The sequence below is a fragment of the Variovorax sp. TLI9-5A genome (genome assembly GCF_056867935.1).
This window is the reverse complement of sequence record NZ_CP200310.1, coordinates 1,287,337-1,301,431: the sequence shown is the minus strand read 5'-3', so window position 1 is coordinate 1,301,431 and position 14,095 is coordinate 1,287,337. Positions and strand designations below refer to the sequence as shown.

12 protein-coding genes and 1 tRNA gene are annotated in these 14,095 nt (G+C 65.5%); 4 read left to right on the top strand and 9 right to left on the bottom strand.

The genetic code is table 11. The features are described 5' to 3' along the window. Positions 1–144: 144 nt before the first annotated feature. Both frc and oxc read right to left on the bottom strand, forming a co-directional pair. On the bottom strand, positions 145–1,419 hold the full coding sequence (gene frc, locus AC1VNX_RS06320) for a formyl-CoA transferase (protein WP_483155939.1): 1,275 nt from the start codon (positions 1,417–1,419) through the stop codon (positions 145–147). Positions 1,420–1,447: 28 nt separating this feature from the next. Next, on the bottom strand, positions 1,448–3,274 hold the full coding sequence (gene oxc, locus AC1VNX_RS06315; protein ID WP_483155938.1) for an oxalyl-CoA decarboxylase: 1,827 nt from the start codon (positions 3,272–3,274) through the stop codon (positions 1,448–1,450). Positions 3,275–3,425: 151 nt separating this feature from the next. Here oxc and AC1VNX_RS06310 point away from each other — a divergent pair, with 151 nt between their 5' ends. Next, positions 3,426–4,034, top strand: a complete 609-nt coding sequence (locus tag AC1VNX_RS06310) for a Crp/Fnr family transcriptional regulator (protein WP_432727777.1) — start codon at positions 3,426–3,428, stop codon at positions 4,032–4,034. Between the two features lie 129 nt (positions 4,035–4,163). On the opposite strand, the gene AC1VNX_RS06305 is transcribed toward AC1VNX_RS06310, so the two are convergent. From AC1VNX_RS06305 to AC1VNX_RS06290, 4 genes are all read right to left on the bottom strand, one after another. Next, on the bottom strand, positions 4,164–5,000 hold the full coding sequence (locus AC1VNX_RS06305) for a cytidylate kinase family protein (protein WP_483155937.1): 837 nt from the start codon (positions 4,998–5,000) through the stop codon (positions 4,164–4,166). 16 nt (positions 5,001–5,016) lie between these two features. Then, positions 5,017–6,549 (bottom strand): tripartite tricarboxylate transporter permease, encoded by a 1,533-nt coding sequence (locus tag AC1VNX_RS06300; protein WP_483155936.1) that lies wholly within the window; start codon positions 6,547–6,549, stop codon positions 5,017–5,019. 31 nt (positions 6,550–6,580) lie between these two features. Continuing rightward, the gene (locus tag AC1VNX_RS06295; protein ID WP_483155935.1) at positions 6,581–7,102 is read right to left on the bottom strand and encodes a tripartite tricarboxylate transporter TctB family protein; all 522 of its coding nucleotides are present in this window, start codon (positions 7,100–7,102) and stop codon (positions 6,581–6,583) included. Between the two features lie 122 nt (positions 7,103–7,224). Continuing rightward, a complete protein-coding gene (locus AC1VNX_RS06290; RefSeq protein WP_483155934.1) occupies positions 7,225–8,256 on the bottom strand; it encodes a Bug family tripartite tricarboxylate transporter substrate binding protein in 1,032 nt (343 codons plus the stop codon). 255 nt (positions 8,257–8,511) lie between these two features. Here AC1VNX_RS06290 and AC1VNX_RS06285 point away from each other — a divergent pair. Continuing rightward, positions 8,512–8,586: transfer RNA gene (locus AC1VNX_RS06285), tRNA-Arg, on the top strand. Between the two features lie 668 nt (positions 8,587–9,254). Here AC1VNX_RS06285 and AC1VNX_RS06280 read toward each other — a convergent pair. Further along, entirely contained in the window at positions 9,255–10,175 is a 921-nt protein-coding gene (locus AC1VNX_RS06280) for an SDR family oxidoreductase (RefSeq protein WP_483155933.1), read from the bottom strand. 194 nt (positions 10,176–10,369) lie between these two features. Here AC1VNX_RS06280 and AC1VNX_RS06275 point away from each other — a divergent pair, with 194 nt between their 5' ends. Further along, entirely contained in the window at positions 10,370–10,891 is a 522-nt protein-coding gene (locus tag AC1VNX_RS06275) for a TetR/AcrR family transcriptional regulator (RefSeq protein WP_483155932.1), read from the top strand. A gap of 143 nt (positions 10,892–11,034) precedes the next feature. Here AC1VNX_RS06275 and AC1VNX_RS06270 read toward each other — a convergent pair whose 3' ends face one another. Together AC1VNX_RS06270 and AC1VNX_RS06265 are read right to left on the bottom strand one after the other, a co-directional pair. Then, the gene (locus AC1VNX_RS06270; RefSeq protein WP_483155931.1) at positions 11,035–11,658 is read right to left on the bottom strand and encodes a hypothetical protein; all 624 of its coding nucleotides are present in this window, start codon (positions 11,656–11,658) and stop codon (positions 11,035–11,037) included. 43 nt (positions 11,659–11,701) lie between these two features. Beyond that, positions 11,702–12,730, bottom strand: coding sequence for a Kelch repeat-containing protein (locus AC1VNX_RS06265; RefSeq protein WP_483155930.1), 1,029 nt, complete (start codon positions 12,728–12,730; stop codon positions 11,702–11,704). A gap of 96 nt (positions 12,731–12,826) precedes the next feature. Between AC1VNX_RS06265 and AC1VNX_RS06260 the strand changes: the two genes are divergently transcribed. Continuing rightward, entirely contained in the window at positions 12,827–13,744 is a 918-nt protein-coding gene (locus AC1VNX_RS06260; protein ID WP_483155929.1) for a LysR family transcriptional regulator, read from the top strand. Positions 13,745–14,095 lie beyond the last annotated feature (351 nt).

The window sequence follows — 14,095 nt, the reverse complement described above, 5'->3', positions numbered from 1 at the left end:
CCGGCGCTTCATTCCAATCCGGCCCCCGCAGTGCCGCCTCCTTCCAGAGACACCGCGGAACTGGCTTTGCCGGGCCGCGGGTGTCGCCCCCTCGAAGGGGGTGGGCGCCGCCACACGAAGTGGGCAAGCCTGGGGGTGAGCCGATCACACGGCTTTTGCTTCCTTCAGGTTGTCGATCTGCTCCCGGGTGTAGCCCAGTTCGGCCAGCACCTCTTCGGTGTGCTCGCCCAGCAGGGGCGAGGCGGTGACTTCGGGCTTGAGGTCCGAGAACTTGATCGGGCTGCCGATGGTCCAGTAGCTGCCGCGCTCCTTGTGCGGGACTTCGACGATCGAGCCGCTCTTGCGCAGCGACTCGTCGTGCAGCAGTTCCTTCATCGACAGCACCGGGGCGCACGGAATGTCGTACTTGCGGAAGATGTCCACCGCCTCGAACTTGGTCTTGTCCTTGATGAAGTCCTCGATGGTCGCGAAGATCTGCTCGATGTGCGGCTGGCGGGCCTTGGCCGTCATGTAGTCGGGGTCGGTCTTCCACTCGGGCTTGCCCAGCGCCTCGCAGATCGGCTCCCAGGCGTGGCCCTGCACCGTGAAGTAGATGTATGCGTTGGGGTCGGTCTGCCAGCCCTTGCACTTCAGGATCCAGCCGGGCTGGCCGCCGCCGCCCGCATTGCCGCCGCGCGGCACGACCTTGTCGGCGAACGCGCTCATCTCGTGCGGGTACTGCGGGTATTCCTCGAGGTAGCCCACGCTGTCCAGGCGCTGCTGGTCGCGCATCTTCACGCGGCACAGGTTGAGCACGGCGTCCTGCATCGAGCAGGCCACCTTCTGGCCCTTGCCGGTCTGCTGGCGGCCGATGATGGCCGTCAGGATGCCGATGGCCAGGTGCATGCCGGTGTTGGAGTCGCCCAGAGCGGCCGCCGAGATCGTCGGCACCGAGTTCTCACCCTTCCACCAGCCGGTGGTGGAGGCGGAGCCGCCGGCGCACTGCGCCACGTTCTCGTACACCTTCAGGTCCTCGTAGTGGTGGCCTTCGCTGAAGCCCTTGACCGAGGCGACGATCATCTTCGGGTTCAGCTCCTGCAGGCGTTCCCAGGTGAAGCCCATGCGGTCCAGCGCGCCGGGGCCGAAGTTTTCCACCAGCACGTCGGATTCGCGGATCAGCTTTTCCAGCACGATCTTGCCCTCGGGCTTCTTCGTATCCAGCGTGATCGAGCGCTTGTTGCTGTTGAGCATGGTGAAGTACAGCGCGTCGACGTTCGGGATGTCGCGCAGCTGGCTGCGGGTGACGTCGCCGGCGCCCGGGCGCTCCACCTTGATCACGTCGGCGCCGAACCAGGCCAGCATCTGCGTGCAGGCCGGACCGGCTTGCACGTGCGTGAAGTCGATGATCTTGATGCCGTTGAGGGGCTTGATGCTGCTCATTTGGAAAATCTCCTTGGATGGGATTGAGTTACTTCTTCTTCGCCGTGCTGGGGTTCAGGCTCGTGATGCGGCCGCTCTCGGTGCCGGCGGTCTCGTCGATGACGGCATTGATCAGGGTCGGTCGGCCCGAGGCGACGGCCTCGGCCAGGGCCTTCTGCAGCTCGTCGGCGGTGGTGGCGTTCACGCCCACGCCGCCGAAGGCTTCCATCAGCTTGTCGTAGCGCGCGTTCTTCACGAACACGGTGGGCGCGACGTCGCTCGTGCCGCTGGCGTTCACGTCGGTACCGCGGTAGACGCCGTTGTTGTTGAAGACGATGACGCAGACCGGCAGGTTGTAGCGGCAGATGGTCTCCACCTCCATGCCGCTGAAGCCGAAGGCGCTGTCGCCCTCGATGGCGATCACCGGCTTGCCCGTGACCACGGCTGCGGCCACCGAGAAGCCCATGCCGATGCCCATGATCCCCCAGGTGCCCACGTCCAGGCGCTTGCGCGGCTCGTACATGTCGACGATGCTGCGCGCGAAGTCCAGCGTGTTGGCGCCCTCGTTGACCACGATGGCGTCGGGCCGCGCCTTCACCTGGTCGCGGATCACGCTCAGCGCGCTGTGGAAGTTCATCGGCGAGGGCCGCGCGGCCAGCGTGGCGGCCATCTTCGACAGGTTCTTGTCCTTGCGCTCGGCGATGGCGCCGGTCCAATCGGCCGGCGGCCTGGCCCACTTGGCGTCGATGCCTGCCAGGAGCGCGGCCACGCAGGAGCCGATGTCGCCGATCACGGGCGCCTCGATGGCGACGTTGCTGTCGATCTCGGTCGGCGCGATGTCGATCTGGATGAACTTCTTGGCGCCCTTTTCCTGGCCCCAGGTCTTGCCCTTGCCGTGCGAAAGCAGCCAGTTCAGGCGCGCACCGATCAGCACCACCACGTCGGCTTCCTGCAGCACGTAGGAGCGCGCGGCGGCGGCCGACTGCGCGTGCGTGTCGGGCAGCAGGCCCTTGGCCATGGACATCGGCAGGTAGGGAATACCCGTCTTCTCGACCAGCGCGCGGATGTCGGCGTCGGCCTGCGCGTAGGCGGCGCCCTTGCCGAGCAGGATCAGCGGACGCTTCGCGCCCTTGAGGATGTCGAGGGCGCGATTCACGGCGTCGGGCGCCGGAATCTGGCGCGGCGCGGCGTCCACCACCTTGATGAGCGAAGCCTTGCCCGCCGCCGCGTCCATGGTCTGCGCGAAGAGCTTGGCCGGCAGGTCGAGATACACGCCGCCCGGGCGGCCCGAGAGCGCGGCGCGGATGGCGCGCGCGATGCCCACGCCGATGTCCTGTGCATGCAGCACGCGGAAGGCGGCCTTGCACAGCGGCTTGGCGATGGCCAGCTGGTCCATCTCCTCGTAGTCGCCCTGCTGCAGGTCGACGATCTCGCGCTCGCTGGAGCCGCTGATGAGGATCATCGGGAAGCAGTTGGTGGTGGCGTTGGCCAGCGCGGTCAGGCCGTTGAGGAAGCCGGGGGCCGACACGGTCAGGCAGATGCCGGGCTTCTGCGTGAGGAAGCCGGCGGCGGCTGCCGCGTTGCCGGCGTGCTGCTCGTGGCGGAAGGAGATGACGCGCAGCCCTTCGGCCTGGGCCATGCGCGTGAGGTCGGTGATCGGGATGCCGGGCAGGCCGAAGATGGTGTCGATGTCGTTGAGCTTGAGCGCATCGATGACGAGGTGGAAGCCGTCGATGGTCTCGGCCGCCGGCGTGTCTTCCGCCATGCTCTTGATGGCGCGGACCACCAATTCGCCGTCGGCATCACGGTTTTTTGCGGGCTTGAGGGCTTCGTCCAGCGTGGTGGTCGCCTCTTTCTCTGTTCTGACTGAAGACATGTCTCTCCTTCTGCATGGGTGAATGGCCGAGGCCCGAGCCGCGACTATGATTCGGGCCAAACTTTCGGCCGTTGACCTCGGTCAACTTTCCCGAAAACGGCGACGACCCCGATGACCGGCGCCGGCAGCGAAATCGAGCAAGACGGTGACCATGACGACGTTGGAAAACCATCCGGAGAAGAACATCATTCGCGCCCAGCTGCGGCAGAACGTGCTTCTCAAGGACCTGAGCGAAGCCGACCGCGCCGAGCTCGAGGCGCACCTGGTCATCGTGGACGGCAACAAGGGCGAGTTCCTGCTGCACCAGGGCGTGCGGGAGATGGAGCAGTACTTCATCCTCGACGGCATCCTCAAGCGGGTGGTGAGCAACCCGGAGGGCAAGGAAATGATCCTTCGCTTCGCCGACGAGAACGACATGGAGACGAGCTACGCCGCGCTGCGGCTGGGCACGCCCACGCCCTACGGCATCGTCTGCGTGACCAAGGCGCGGGTGGCGAGCCTGCCGCTGAAGGAGTGGATCGCCTTCCTGAACAAGCACCCGCAGACGAAGGAACTCTTCGAGTTCCTCGTGATGCGAGGCATGAGCGAGATCATGGCGCACACGATCACGCTGCACCTGCTCGACGCCGCCGGGCGCGTGCACCGCTTCATGCGCAAGCACCCGGAGCTGGAAGACCGGATTCCGAGCAAGGAGCTGGCTTCGTATCTGAATCTCTCAGCGGAAACCCTTAGCCGGCTGCGCAAGCGCGGGAAGATCTGAGCCCGTCTTGCTCCCTCCCCCTCTGGGGGAGGGCTGGGGTGGGGGCACGGGGCGCATCAAGGGCCGCCAGCGTGTCTACCGCCGACTGCCCCCATCCCCACCTTCCCCCAGAGGGGGAAGGAGCAAAGCCTAAGTCTGCTTCGCCGAAGCGAAGCGCCGCGAGGTGGCCATCAGCCGCAGCTGGTTGTGCACCCCGCTCACACCCGGGACTTCAGCCACGACCGACTCGGTCTGCGCCCGCTCGCCGGAGTTCAGCACGATGCCGCGCAGCAGCAGCTCGCCCTGGTTCGCGGTGATGGTCACGTTGATGTCGCGCGTGGCCTCGTGCTCCTTCAGCGCCGCGCGCACGCGTGCCTCCAGCGCCATGTTGGCGAGCAGCGCACGCGAGGCCGGCGTTTCCGCAAACTCGGGGCGCGCCACCATCAGCCTGATCTGCTCGACGCAGCTTTCCACCGAAAGCCGGTCGGTGTTGAGCACCAGGTCGTAGAGCACCGGGTCGCCCCAGGTCACGCCGAACTGCGCGTGCATGCGCGCTGCGTGCGCCTGGTCGCTGCGGCGGATCTCGGCTTCGGCGAACTCGGCGTCGTCGGTCTCGAGGTCGCCCATCAGCCACTCGACGCGCTTCTTCATCGAGCGCGTGATGCGCACGCATACCACATGCGGCACCGGCCGCAGCAGGCAGGTGGCGCCCCAGCCGCGCAGCACCACGTTGCCGCGATCGGCGAGCGCGAAGAGCTCTTCGGCGGTGTAGAGCGCCACGCTGCGCTTGTCGGTGGTCAGGCGTTCCACCAGCCCGGCCTTGCCACTGCGCAGCCGGCCGATGAGGCTGGTGGAGACCTGCATCCGGTCCGCGACGTGCTCGATGACCTCGTGGCGCATCACGGCGAGGCCGAGCGTCTCGGCAAGCTTGAGCGAAACGTCTTTCGCGAGGGAACCCATCTCCTGGGTCAATGCGATCACTGGCATGTGATGGCCTCCTTCATCAATCCACCGGCCGTTCGACGGCGAACTCGTCGGGCTTCTTCGGCTTCCTGACGAACGCCAGCGCCTTGGAGATCAGCGGCCAGAACAGCAGCACCAGCGCGAGCGTGGTGATGGTGCCGACCAGCGGGTTGGAGAACATCACCATCACGTCGCCCTGCGAGACCAGCATGGCCTGGCGGAACGAGTCTTCGGCCTTGTCGCCGAGCACCAGCGCCAGCACCAGCGGGGCGAGCGGAAAGTCGAGCTTCTTGAAGAGATAGCCCAGCACGCCGAAGCCGAGCATGAACCAGATGTCGAGCATCGCGTTGTGCACGGTGTAGGCGCCGATCGCGCAGATCACGATGATCACCGGCGCGATGATCGAGAACGGAATGCGCAGGATCGATGCGAAGAGCGGCACGGTGCTGAGCACCACGATCAGGCCGACGATGTTGCCAAGGTACATGCTGGCGATGAGGCCCCAGACGAAGTCCTTCTGCTCGACGAAGAGCAGCGGCCCCGGCTGCAGGCCCCAGATCAGCAGGCCGCCCAGCAGCACCGCGGCAGTGGGCGAACCGGGAATGCCCAGCGCCAGCATCGGCAGCAGCGCGCTGGTGCCGGCCGCGTGCGCGGCGGTCTCCGGCGCGACCACGCCTTCGGGCTCGCCGGTGCCGAACTTCGCGCCCCTCTTCGACATCTTCTTGGCAAGGCCGTAGGCCATGAACGAGGCCGGCGTGGCACCGCCGGGCGTGATGCCCATCCAGATGCCGATGAGCGAGCTGCGGATGGAGGTCATCCAGTACTTTGGCAGCTGCTTCCAGGTTTGCCACACCACCTTCGGATCGATCTTCGCGCTCTTGCCCGAGAACTTCAGGCCCTCTTCCATCGACAGCAGGATCTCGCCGATGCCGAACAGGCCGATCACCGCGATCAGGAAGTCGAAGCCGCGCATCAGCTCGGGCTGGCCGAAGGTCAGGCGCAGCTGGCCGGTGACGGTGTCCATGCCCACGCTGGCGAGCGCGAAGCCCAGCGCCATCGACGCGAGGATCTTGAAGGGCGAGCCCTTGCCCATGCCCACGAAGCTGCAGAAGGTGAGCAGGTACACCGCGAAGAACTCAGGCGAGCCGAACTTGAGCGCGAACTTGGCGACCAGCGGCGCGAGGAAGGTGATCATCACCACCGCGAGGAAGGCGCCCACGAAGGACGACGTGAACGCGGTGGTGAGCGCCGCGCCGGCATGCCCGTTCTGCGCCATCGGGTAGCCGTCGAAGGTGGTGGCCACCGACCAGGGCTCGCCCGGTATGTTGAACAGGATCGAAGTGATGGCCCCGCCGAACAGCGCACCCCAGTAGATGCACGACAGCATGATGATGGCCGAGGTCGGCGACATCGTGAAGGTGAGCGGCAGCAGGATCGCCACGCCGTTGGCGCCGCCGAGCCCCGGCAGCACGCCGATCAGCACGCCGAGGATGATGCCGACGAACATCAGGCCGATGTTCATCGGCGAGAGGATCACGTAGAAGCCCTGCATCAGGGCACTGATTTCTTCCATTTCGCTTGTGCTCCGTGAGTGTTGGGTTCGGTCAGTAGCCGAGGAACCGAAGCGGATCGAGCGCGCCCTTGAACAGCGGCACCTTGAACCAGACCTCGAACATGCAGAAGAAGAGCGTGTTCACGGCCAGCGCGGCGAACACGCTCTTGAACCACGCGTACTTGCCCAGCACCATCATGAAGAGCGCGATGTAGATCGCCGAGGCCACGTAGATGCCGAGGAGGGAGATCGCCAGCACGTAGACCGTGGCCGGTACCAGCACCGACAGCACGCGCTTGAGCTGCACCGGGTCGACGAAGACCGTGGTGTTGCGGTTCTTGCCGAGCAGCGACTGGTAGAGGATGCCAGCGCCCGATATCGTGATGATCACGCCGATGAAGAACGGGAAGTAGCCGGCGCCCGGGCCGTCGGTGGTCCAGCCGGCGCCGAGCTTGCGCGCCTCGAAGACCACCACCAGGCCGATGACCAGCAGCGCCACGGCCACCGCCGCTTCTACAAGGTGGGTGAAGATGCCCGTGCGCGCCGGGCCCTCGGATGATTCGTCGTGCTCCATGGAGCCCCCATCGTGGTTGTTTGAAGGAAAGAAAGAACGAAGAAAGGAAACCGGCGTGCGCTCGCGGCGCACGCACCCGCTGCCGCAGGGCGCGGCAGTCGTCGCGGCCGACCTGTGCCGGCCTACTTGTTGCTCGCGAGGAAGCCCGCGTCGGACATCAGCGTGCGGTGCGTCGCCTCGGCCTCGGTAAGCCACTTCGCGAAGGCGTCGCCGGTCATGAAGGTCGGGTTGAAGGCGCCCTTCTCCATGTATTCCTTCCAGTCCGGCGTGGCCGCCACCTTGGTCAGCAGGTCCTTGTAGAAGGCGAGCTGGTCGGGCGTGACGCCGGGCGGCATGAAGATGCCGCGCAACATGGTGTACCTGGTGGGCACGCCCGCTTCCTTGCAGGTGGGGATGTCGTTCCACGACTGCGTGTCGGTGACCTTGGCCTTGAACGGCATGCGCTCGTCGTCGAACACGCACAGCGCGCGCAGCTTGCCCGCGCGCCATTGCGCCACCGCCTCGATCGGGTTGTTCACCGTCGACTGCACGTGCCCGCCCACCAGCTGCACCGCCACCTCGCCACCGCCCTTGAACGGCACGTAGATGAACTTGGTGCCGGTGGCCTTCTCGAGCGCGACCGTGATGATCTGGTCTTCCTGCTTGGAGCCGGTGCCGGCCATCTTGAACTTGTTGGGCCCCGCGGTCTTCACCGCCGCGACGTACTCGCCCGCGCTCTTGTAGGGCTCGGAGGCATTGGTCCACAGCACGAACTGGTCGAGCGCCAGCATCGCGACCGGTGTCATGTCCTTCCAGTTGAAAGGCACGCCCGTTGCCATCGGCGTGGTGAACAGGTTCGACAGCGAGATGACGATCTTGTGCGGATCGCCCTTCGCTTCCTTCACCGCCAGGAAGCCCTCGGCGCCCGCGCCGCCGGACTTGTTGACGACGATCAGCGGCTCCTTCATCAGCTTGTACTTGATGACGATGCCCTGCAGCAGCCGCCCCATCTGGTCGGCGCCCCCGCCGGTGCCGGCGGGAATCACGAACTCCACCGGCTTGGTGGGTTCCCATGCGAAGGCAGGCGCGGCACCGGTCGCCAGCGCCATCGCGGCGGTGCTCGTGGCAAGAACGGCAGTCGCGCGGCTCAGAACATTCGAGGCGATCTTCTTCATCAGGTTGTCTCCTGTGTAGTGATTTCGCTCTTTTTTGTTCTTGAATCTGAGCAGAGATGCGAACGGGCACGATGGTGCGCGCCACCGATTCGAGGCGGCTTGATCGCGGTCAACTTTTTGCAGATTTCGTATCGGGGTAAGCCCGCGCTGGCGATGCGCGAGGGGCCGGGTACGCCCCCGAGCCGGGACTGTCATCGCGAACCCTATAAAATCGCGGGTGCGCACCGGGTTCACCGCTTCGCGCATCCCCATCCGGTCTTCGTAGTTCAATGGATAGAACGGGGTCCTCCTAAGACTCAGATACAGGTTCGATTCCTGTCGAAGGCACCACCTCGGTGTCCAAAAAGGTCCGATACCGTCCTTTAGGACCACTGCTCTCCTCTGAGAAGGCCGAGGATATTGGCCGGCATTGTCCGGACAAGTGGGATACGATCCGAAAAAATTGGGGGCATCGATGGGGGCAACAGGCCAATGCCTGGGGGCATCATCCTCACAGCGGCAGCTACCTTCGTCAGATCGCGACCGGGTGCCTGCGACGCGGCGAAGCCCTAGAAAGCTGGCTCCACATTGACCAGCGCACGCTTGCCCCATTCCGCGATGCGCTGGTACATCCGGACTTGGCGCCAGTACTTGTTCATCCAGGCTGGATTGTTGATTTCCATGGAATCCTGACCCGGCGGGTCACTTCTGGATGGAAATCAACAGCTAGCGGCCAGGTTTGCGTTCGTGCTTGGCGATTGCCCCGTATGAAGCGCTGAGCCCGCTCAAACCTCGGCTTCATACGATGTAATCGATCACCTGGTTGACCTGGCCGATGATGGTCAGACCCCTCGTCCGCGCTCATCTCAGGCCCTAGGGAAGCCCCAAACAGCACAGTGCTCGCTTTCCGTCGTCGCAGTCGACGCGTGTTTCCTGCAGTTCACGAGGCCCCAACTTTTGAAGCCCAGTCCTTCATCACGCGCGCAGGTGGCGGACACTCTGAAATGCGTCGGCAGGCTTCAAATCCAAGGAAAAACCGTGCCCGTCAGTTCCTCGGAGGCCGACCAGAGTTGGGCCGCGACCGCTGCATCCCGTGCCTGAGGGGGCATCGCGGCAGAGGTCGGGTGGCCGCGCACCTCACCGAGCCTGTCCGGGCCGTAGTAGGCCCCGCCGCGCGCCTGTGGCGAAGTCGCCGCGAACAAGGTCGGCAACGCGCCCTGCTCGGCCGGTTGGAACAGGAACCACATGAAGCGGCGAAGCATGCCTGCGACGCTCCATGCCCCGGCACCATTGGGCAGCAGGTCCGTGCGCGAAATGCCGGGATGGGCTGCAATGCTCTGGATGCCCCATCCGGCCGCATCGCTGCGGCGCTGCAGCTCAAACGCGAACATCAGGCAGGCGAGCTTCGATTGGCTGTACGCGCGCATCGGCTTGTAGACGCGCTCGGCCTGCAGATCGTCGAAGTCGATTACGCCGTTGCGGGCAGCGATGCTCGACAGCGTGACGACGCGCGCCTGGCTGCCCCGGCGCAGCAGGGGCCAAAGCGCTGCGGTCAAGGCGAAGTGCCCCAGGTAGTTCGTGCCGAACTGCAACTCGAAACCATCCGCGGTCGACCGGCGCTGGGGAGGCGTCATCACCGCCGCGTTGTTGATCAACAGGTCCAGGCTGCTGTGCGAGCTGCGCAGGCCTTGTGCGAACGAACGCACGGAACTGAGGCTGGCGAGGTCCAGCAGGCCGAACGCCACCTGCGCGCCTGGAACTTCCTGGCGGATCCGGTTCACGGCGACCGCTCCCTTGGCAGGACTTCGCCCGGCAATGATCACGTTCGCACCCGCACGCGCCAGTGCCAGCGCATCCTGGAATCCCAGGCCGCCGGTGCCCGTGACGACCGCCGTGCGGCCCTGTTGGGAGGGGATGTCGGAAGCCGTCCAATGGGTCATGGTTCTTGCCTGAAGAGAATGGGGGACTACACTGGGTGCATGTAGAAATTCACCCGGTGCAAATATTATTGCACCGAGTGCAGAATTTGAAATAGGCCCTCGAAATGTCAGGAAATTGGGATGCCACGGGCGCTGCGCCACCCGGGGGCTTGCGGGAGCGAAAGCAACGCGAGACGCGACAGCGCATTGCGCAGGTGGCGCTGCGCCTGTTCCTGGCCGACGGCTACGAAGGCACGACGCTCGATGCGATCGCGGCCGCAGCGGGAATCTCTCGCCGCACCTTCTTCTCGTACTTCAAGTCCAAGGACGACATCATCCTGTTCGGGATGGAGGCCGATTCGGCCGAGTTGATCGCCGAACTGCTCAAGACGTCGCCCGACGTACCGCCACTGGACGCGGTCCGGGATGTGATGGTCAAGCGCATTGCACGGCACACGACCGAAGAGATGACGGCCATCGACGACCTCATGCTGTCGAGCGAATCGCTGCTCGCACGCAAGCAGGCGTTCTACGCGAAGCAGGAACAGGCGCTGTTTCTTGCGCTGCGCGAGGTCTGGCGACAGCCCGAGCGGCAGAGGGCACTTCGGATGGTGGCCATGGTGTCCGTCGGTGCGCTGAGGCTGGCGCTGCAGGCCTGGAGAGAGCAGACCGGCCAGCGAAGGCCGGCGGCTCAATTCCTCAGAGACGCCTTCGACAGTCTTCGAACGGGGCTTTGACGGCGCGTGGCACGGGGCAGCGCAAGACGCTCCTCACTGCCGCGCCGAGGCCGAAACAGAGACCGAGACCGCGACGCACGGCCGAAGCACCTGAAGCGGGCGCCCCACCTGCTCCACGTTCGCAGGCGGCCTGCGCTTGCGAACTACAGGGCGTTGCGCAACCTCAACGAGGCTTGCCCGCGTCGAATGAAGCCTGGGTAGTGCTTGTCCTTGCCGGGATACCACGGCATCGATGCAATCCGATCGAACCCCGGGAGGTTCTCCAGATGCCGCAGCATCCTCGCGCGCGTCGCAGCGTCTGGCAGGGGACCTCTCAACGCACCCACATTCTCCGCGGCATGATCGGGATCCGCCGTCGAGCTCAGGCAGCATGTGACGGCCGGGTGCGACATCACGAATTTCAGGAAGTACTGCGCCCAGTTCTCGATGCCGTACTCGCGCGCAAACGCCGGCAGCGGATGGCCCTCGACGACCTTGTGGAGCCGCCCCTTTTCCATCGCCATGTTGACCAGAACGCCGACGCCATGCGATTGGGCCGCTGGGAACACGCGCTTCTCGGCATGGCGGTTGAAGACCGATTCGCCGGTGCGCGGAATCGTCCTCGTCAACACCCCCGCAGGAGGCGCGCTCGTCCGGGGTGCCGGCGTTCCGGTTTGCGCGCCGCTGGACTCGGCGGCCCATGCCGACGGAAGGGCCGCCGCAACGCCGATCCCGCGTTGCAGCAGCTGGCGACGATCTTTTGAGAACGAGGTGTTTTCGAGGGGCATGACGGGCCTGTGCCGATGGTTCAAATTCAGTGGAGGCGATCGCTCATCGGGGTTCGTCGAGCACCAGCACTTCGTGGATGTCGCTGGCCGCGTTGCCTCCCGTCTTCAGACCGCCGCCGAACACATGGATGCGGTCATTCAACGCAGCGGCGCCCAGGCCGTGACGTGCAGTGGGCATGGGCGGCAGTGCCTCCCAATCGTCGGTGGCGGGGTCGTAGACCCAGCTGTCGGCGAACACCTTCTGCTCCGGGACCCACTGCTCGCCACCGAAGACGTAGAGCTTGCCGCGATGCGCGGCCGCCGCCAGCCCGCCGCGCGCCTGTGGCATCGGCCTTCGCGTCGTCCAGGTGTTGCGCACCGGGTCGAACACCTCGAGCGTCGAGACATTGATCTGGCTGAGCGCGCCGTCGGCCTGCTTGCGTGCGCTGCGGCCTCCCACGACGTAGATGCGCCCGTCGATGACCGCGGAGGCGGCGCTGTTGCGGGCCGTGGGCGCATCGGGCAGCCGCCGCCAGCGTCCGCTGGCCGGGTCGAGGACTTCCACTGCAGAGGTATCCTGGTGGTCGTTGAAGTGGCTGGCGCCGACGAACGCGGGCACCCGGCCGCCGATCACATAGACCTTCCCGAGAACCGCCGCAGCGACGCCCTCCGCCCGAGGTCGAGGCAGGTCGGGCCCTTGGTGCCAGCGGTCGGCTTCGGGCTCATACCAGAACACGCTGGATTGGGCGCGCCAGTTCGGAAACCCGCCACTGAATCCCCCGACGCCCCACAGGCGACCATTCGCCGCAGCCAGGGCGATATGGTGCCGAGCCTCGGGAAGCGTGGCCCTGCGGGTCCAGCGCGCCTGGGTCGCATCCCAGGACTCGAAGTGCGCCGAATACCCCGTGTTCGGGCTCAGGAGGCCTCCCGCCACATAGATCTTGCCGTCCAGCACCTCGGGATACAGCTCCTGGCGGGCCACCCCGGCCGGTGCTGCCTGCTCCCAGCGTGGGAGCGGCTGGGCTTGAGACTGCGTGGATACAAGTGCGGCTGCGACCAATGCGAGATGGGCGATCCTGGAGCTCGTTCTCATGGCGTCTTGTCCTTTGCGAATGGCCAGATCGTACGAGCCGGGGTCAGGTGCGACTAGGTGGATAATCCTGCATGAGCTGTTCAACTGGACTAAACAATGTCCCGGTCTGTCCTGCCTGATCTCGATGTCTTCGCCTCCGTTGCGAAGCACAGGAGCTTCCGCGCTGCAGCGACCCAGCGCGATGTGTCCGTGTCGCTGATCAGCCAGACGATTCGCCGTCTGGAGGAACAGATGGGGGTCACGCTCCTGACAAGAACCACGCGCAGCGTCACCCCCACCGCTGCCGGGTTGGAGCTGCTCAGTGAGCTGGAGCCGGGCCTGGCGTTGATTCACAAGGCGGTGGAGCGGCTCAACCAGCATCGCGACTCCCCCTTTGGCACCCTCAGGATCAATGCACCCGCACCGGTCGCCCAGTTCCTGCTGGCCGGTCTGGCCGCTCGCTTCGTGGCGATGCACCCGGGCGTTTCCATGGAGATCACCGCGGACGCCGCAATGACCGATATCGTGCGCGATGGCTTTGACGCAGGCGTGCGCATCGACAAGGATCTGCAGCAGGACATGGTGGCCGTGCGCATCGGGGCGCCACAGCGCTACGCGGTGGTCGGCTCCCCTTCCTACTTTGCACGCCATGCCGTGCCAAAGTCCCCGCGCGATCTTGCCGGCCATCATTGCATCCAGCGGCGATTTCCGGGCGGAGGACTCCAGACCTGGGATTTCCAGCGGCGCCACGCGGCTGTGAACACAGGACCATCGCGGCTGGTGGTCAACGATGCGCAGGTCGCGGTGAATGCGGCTGTGGCAGGCGGGGGCCTGGCGTATGTTCACCAGAAATATGTGGAACGCGAGCTGGCTGCAGGAGAGCTGGTGCGGGTGCTGGAGAACTGGTCGCCTGGGATCGGGCCGCCCTATCTCTACTACCCACGCCAGCGCCACGTTTCGGCTGCCATGAAGGCCTTCGTGGAATTTTGCCGATCGGCGGCGATGCAGGCGCCAGGCTCGACCCACCTCGATTGAACGCTTGTCCTCGGCACGTGCTTGTCTCATGGCGGTGTTCGATGCGCCCATTCGCGCTTGCGGCCGGATGCCCGGCCTTCGATCGCATCCGGACTGGACCACTGGGCGCCCAGGCCCGCTAGCGGTGAAACGTCAAGAGGTTTGTTTCTTGACGAGTTGAGCCTGGACATGGGCGCCACGCCTCCTATGCCGCTGTGCGGGCGCGTGGTCGCTTGCTCTCCTCCAAAAGCGGTCGTCTATCAATCCGTATCAGTGCGCGGGCTGCCACGCCTCGGGGCGTCGGCTTATCCGCGTGCCGGTACGGCCCAGATCGTTCGCGCCAGCTTGTTCACTACCGCGGCGTGAATTTCG

Bases quoted from the DNA above. Each gene is read 5' to 3' on its own strand.
- AC1VNX_RS06290 (WP_483155934.1), bottom strand. From the start codon at position 8,256: ATGAAGAAGATCGCCTCGAATGTTCTGAGCCGCGCGACTGCCGTTCTT.
- AC1VNX_RS06305 (WP_483155937.1), bottom strand. From the start codon at position 5,000: ATGCCAGTGATCGCATTGACCCAGGAGATGGGTTCCCTCGCGAAAGAC.
- AC1VNX_RS06265 (WP_483155930.1), bottom strand. From the start codon at position 12,730: ATGAGAACGAGCTCCAGGATCGCCCATCTCGCATTGGTCGCAGCCGCA.
- AC1VNX_RS06310 (WP_432727777.1), top strand. From the start codon at position 3,426: ATGACGACGTTGGAAAACCATCCGGAGAAGAACATCATTCGCGCCCAG.
- AC1VNX_RS06270 (WP_483155931.1), bottom strand. From the start codon at position 11,658: ATGCCCCTCGAAAACACCTCGTTCTCAAAAGATCGTCGCCAGCTGCTG.
- oxc (WP_483155938.1), bottom strand. From the start codon at position 3,274: ATGTCTTCAGTCAGAACAGAGAAAGAGGCGACCACCACGCTGGACGAA.
- AC1VNX_RS06300 (WP_483155936.1), bottom strand. From the start codon at position 6,549: ATGGAAGAAATCAGTGCCCTGATGCAGGGCTTCTACGTGATCCTCTCG.
- AC1VNX_RS06280 (WP_483155933.1), bottom strand. From the start codon at position 10,175: ATGACCCATTGGACGGCTTCCGACATCCCCTCCCAACAGGGCCGCACG.
- AC1VNX_RS06295 (WP_483155935.1), bottom strand. From the start codon at position 7,102: ATGGAGCACGACGAATCATCCGAGGGCCCGGCGCGCACGGGCATCTTC.
- frc (WP_483155939.1), bottom strand. From the start codon at position 1,419: ATGAGCAGCATCAAGCCCCTCAACGGCATCAAGATCATCGACTTCACG.
- AC1VNX_RS06260 (WP_483155929.1), top strand. From the start codon at position 12,827: ATGTCCCGGTCTGTCCTGCCTGATCTCGATGTCTTCGCCTCCGTTGCG.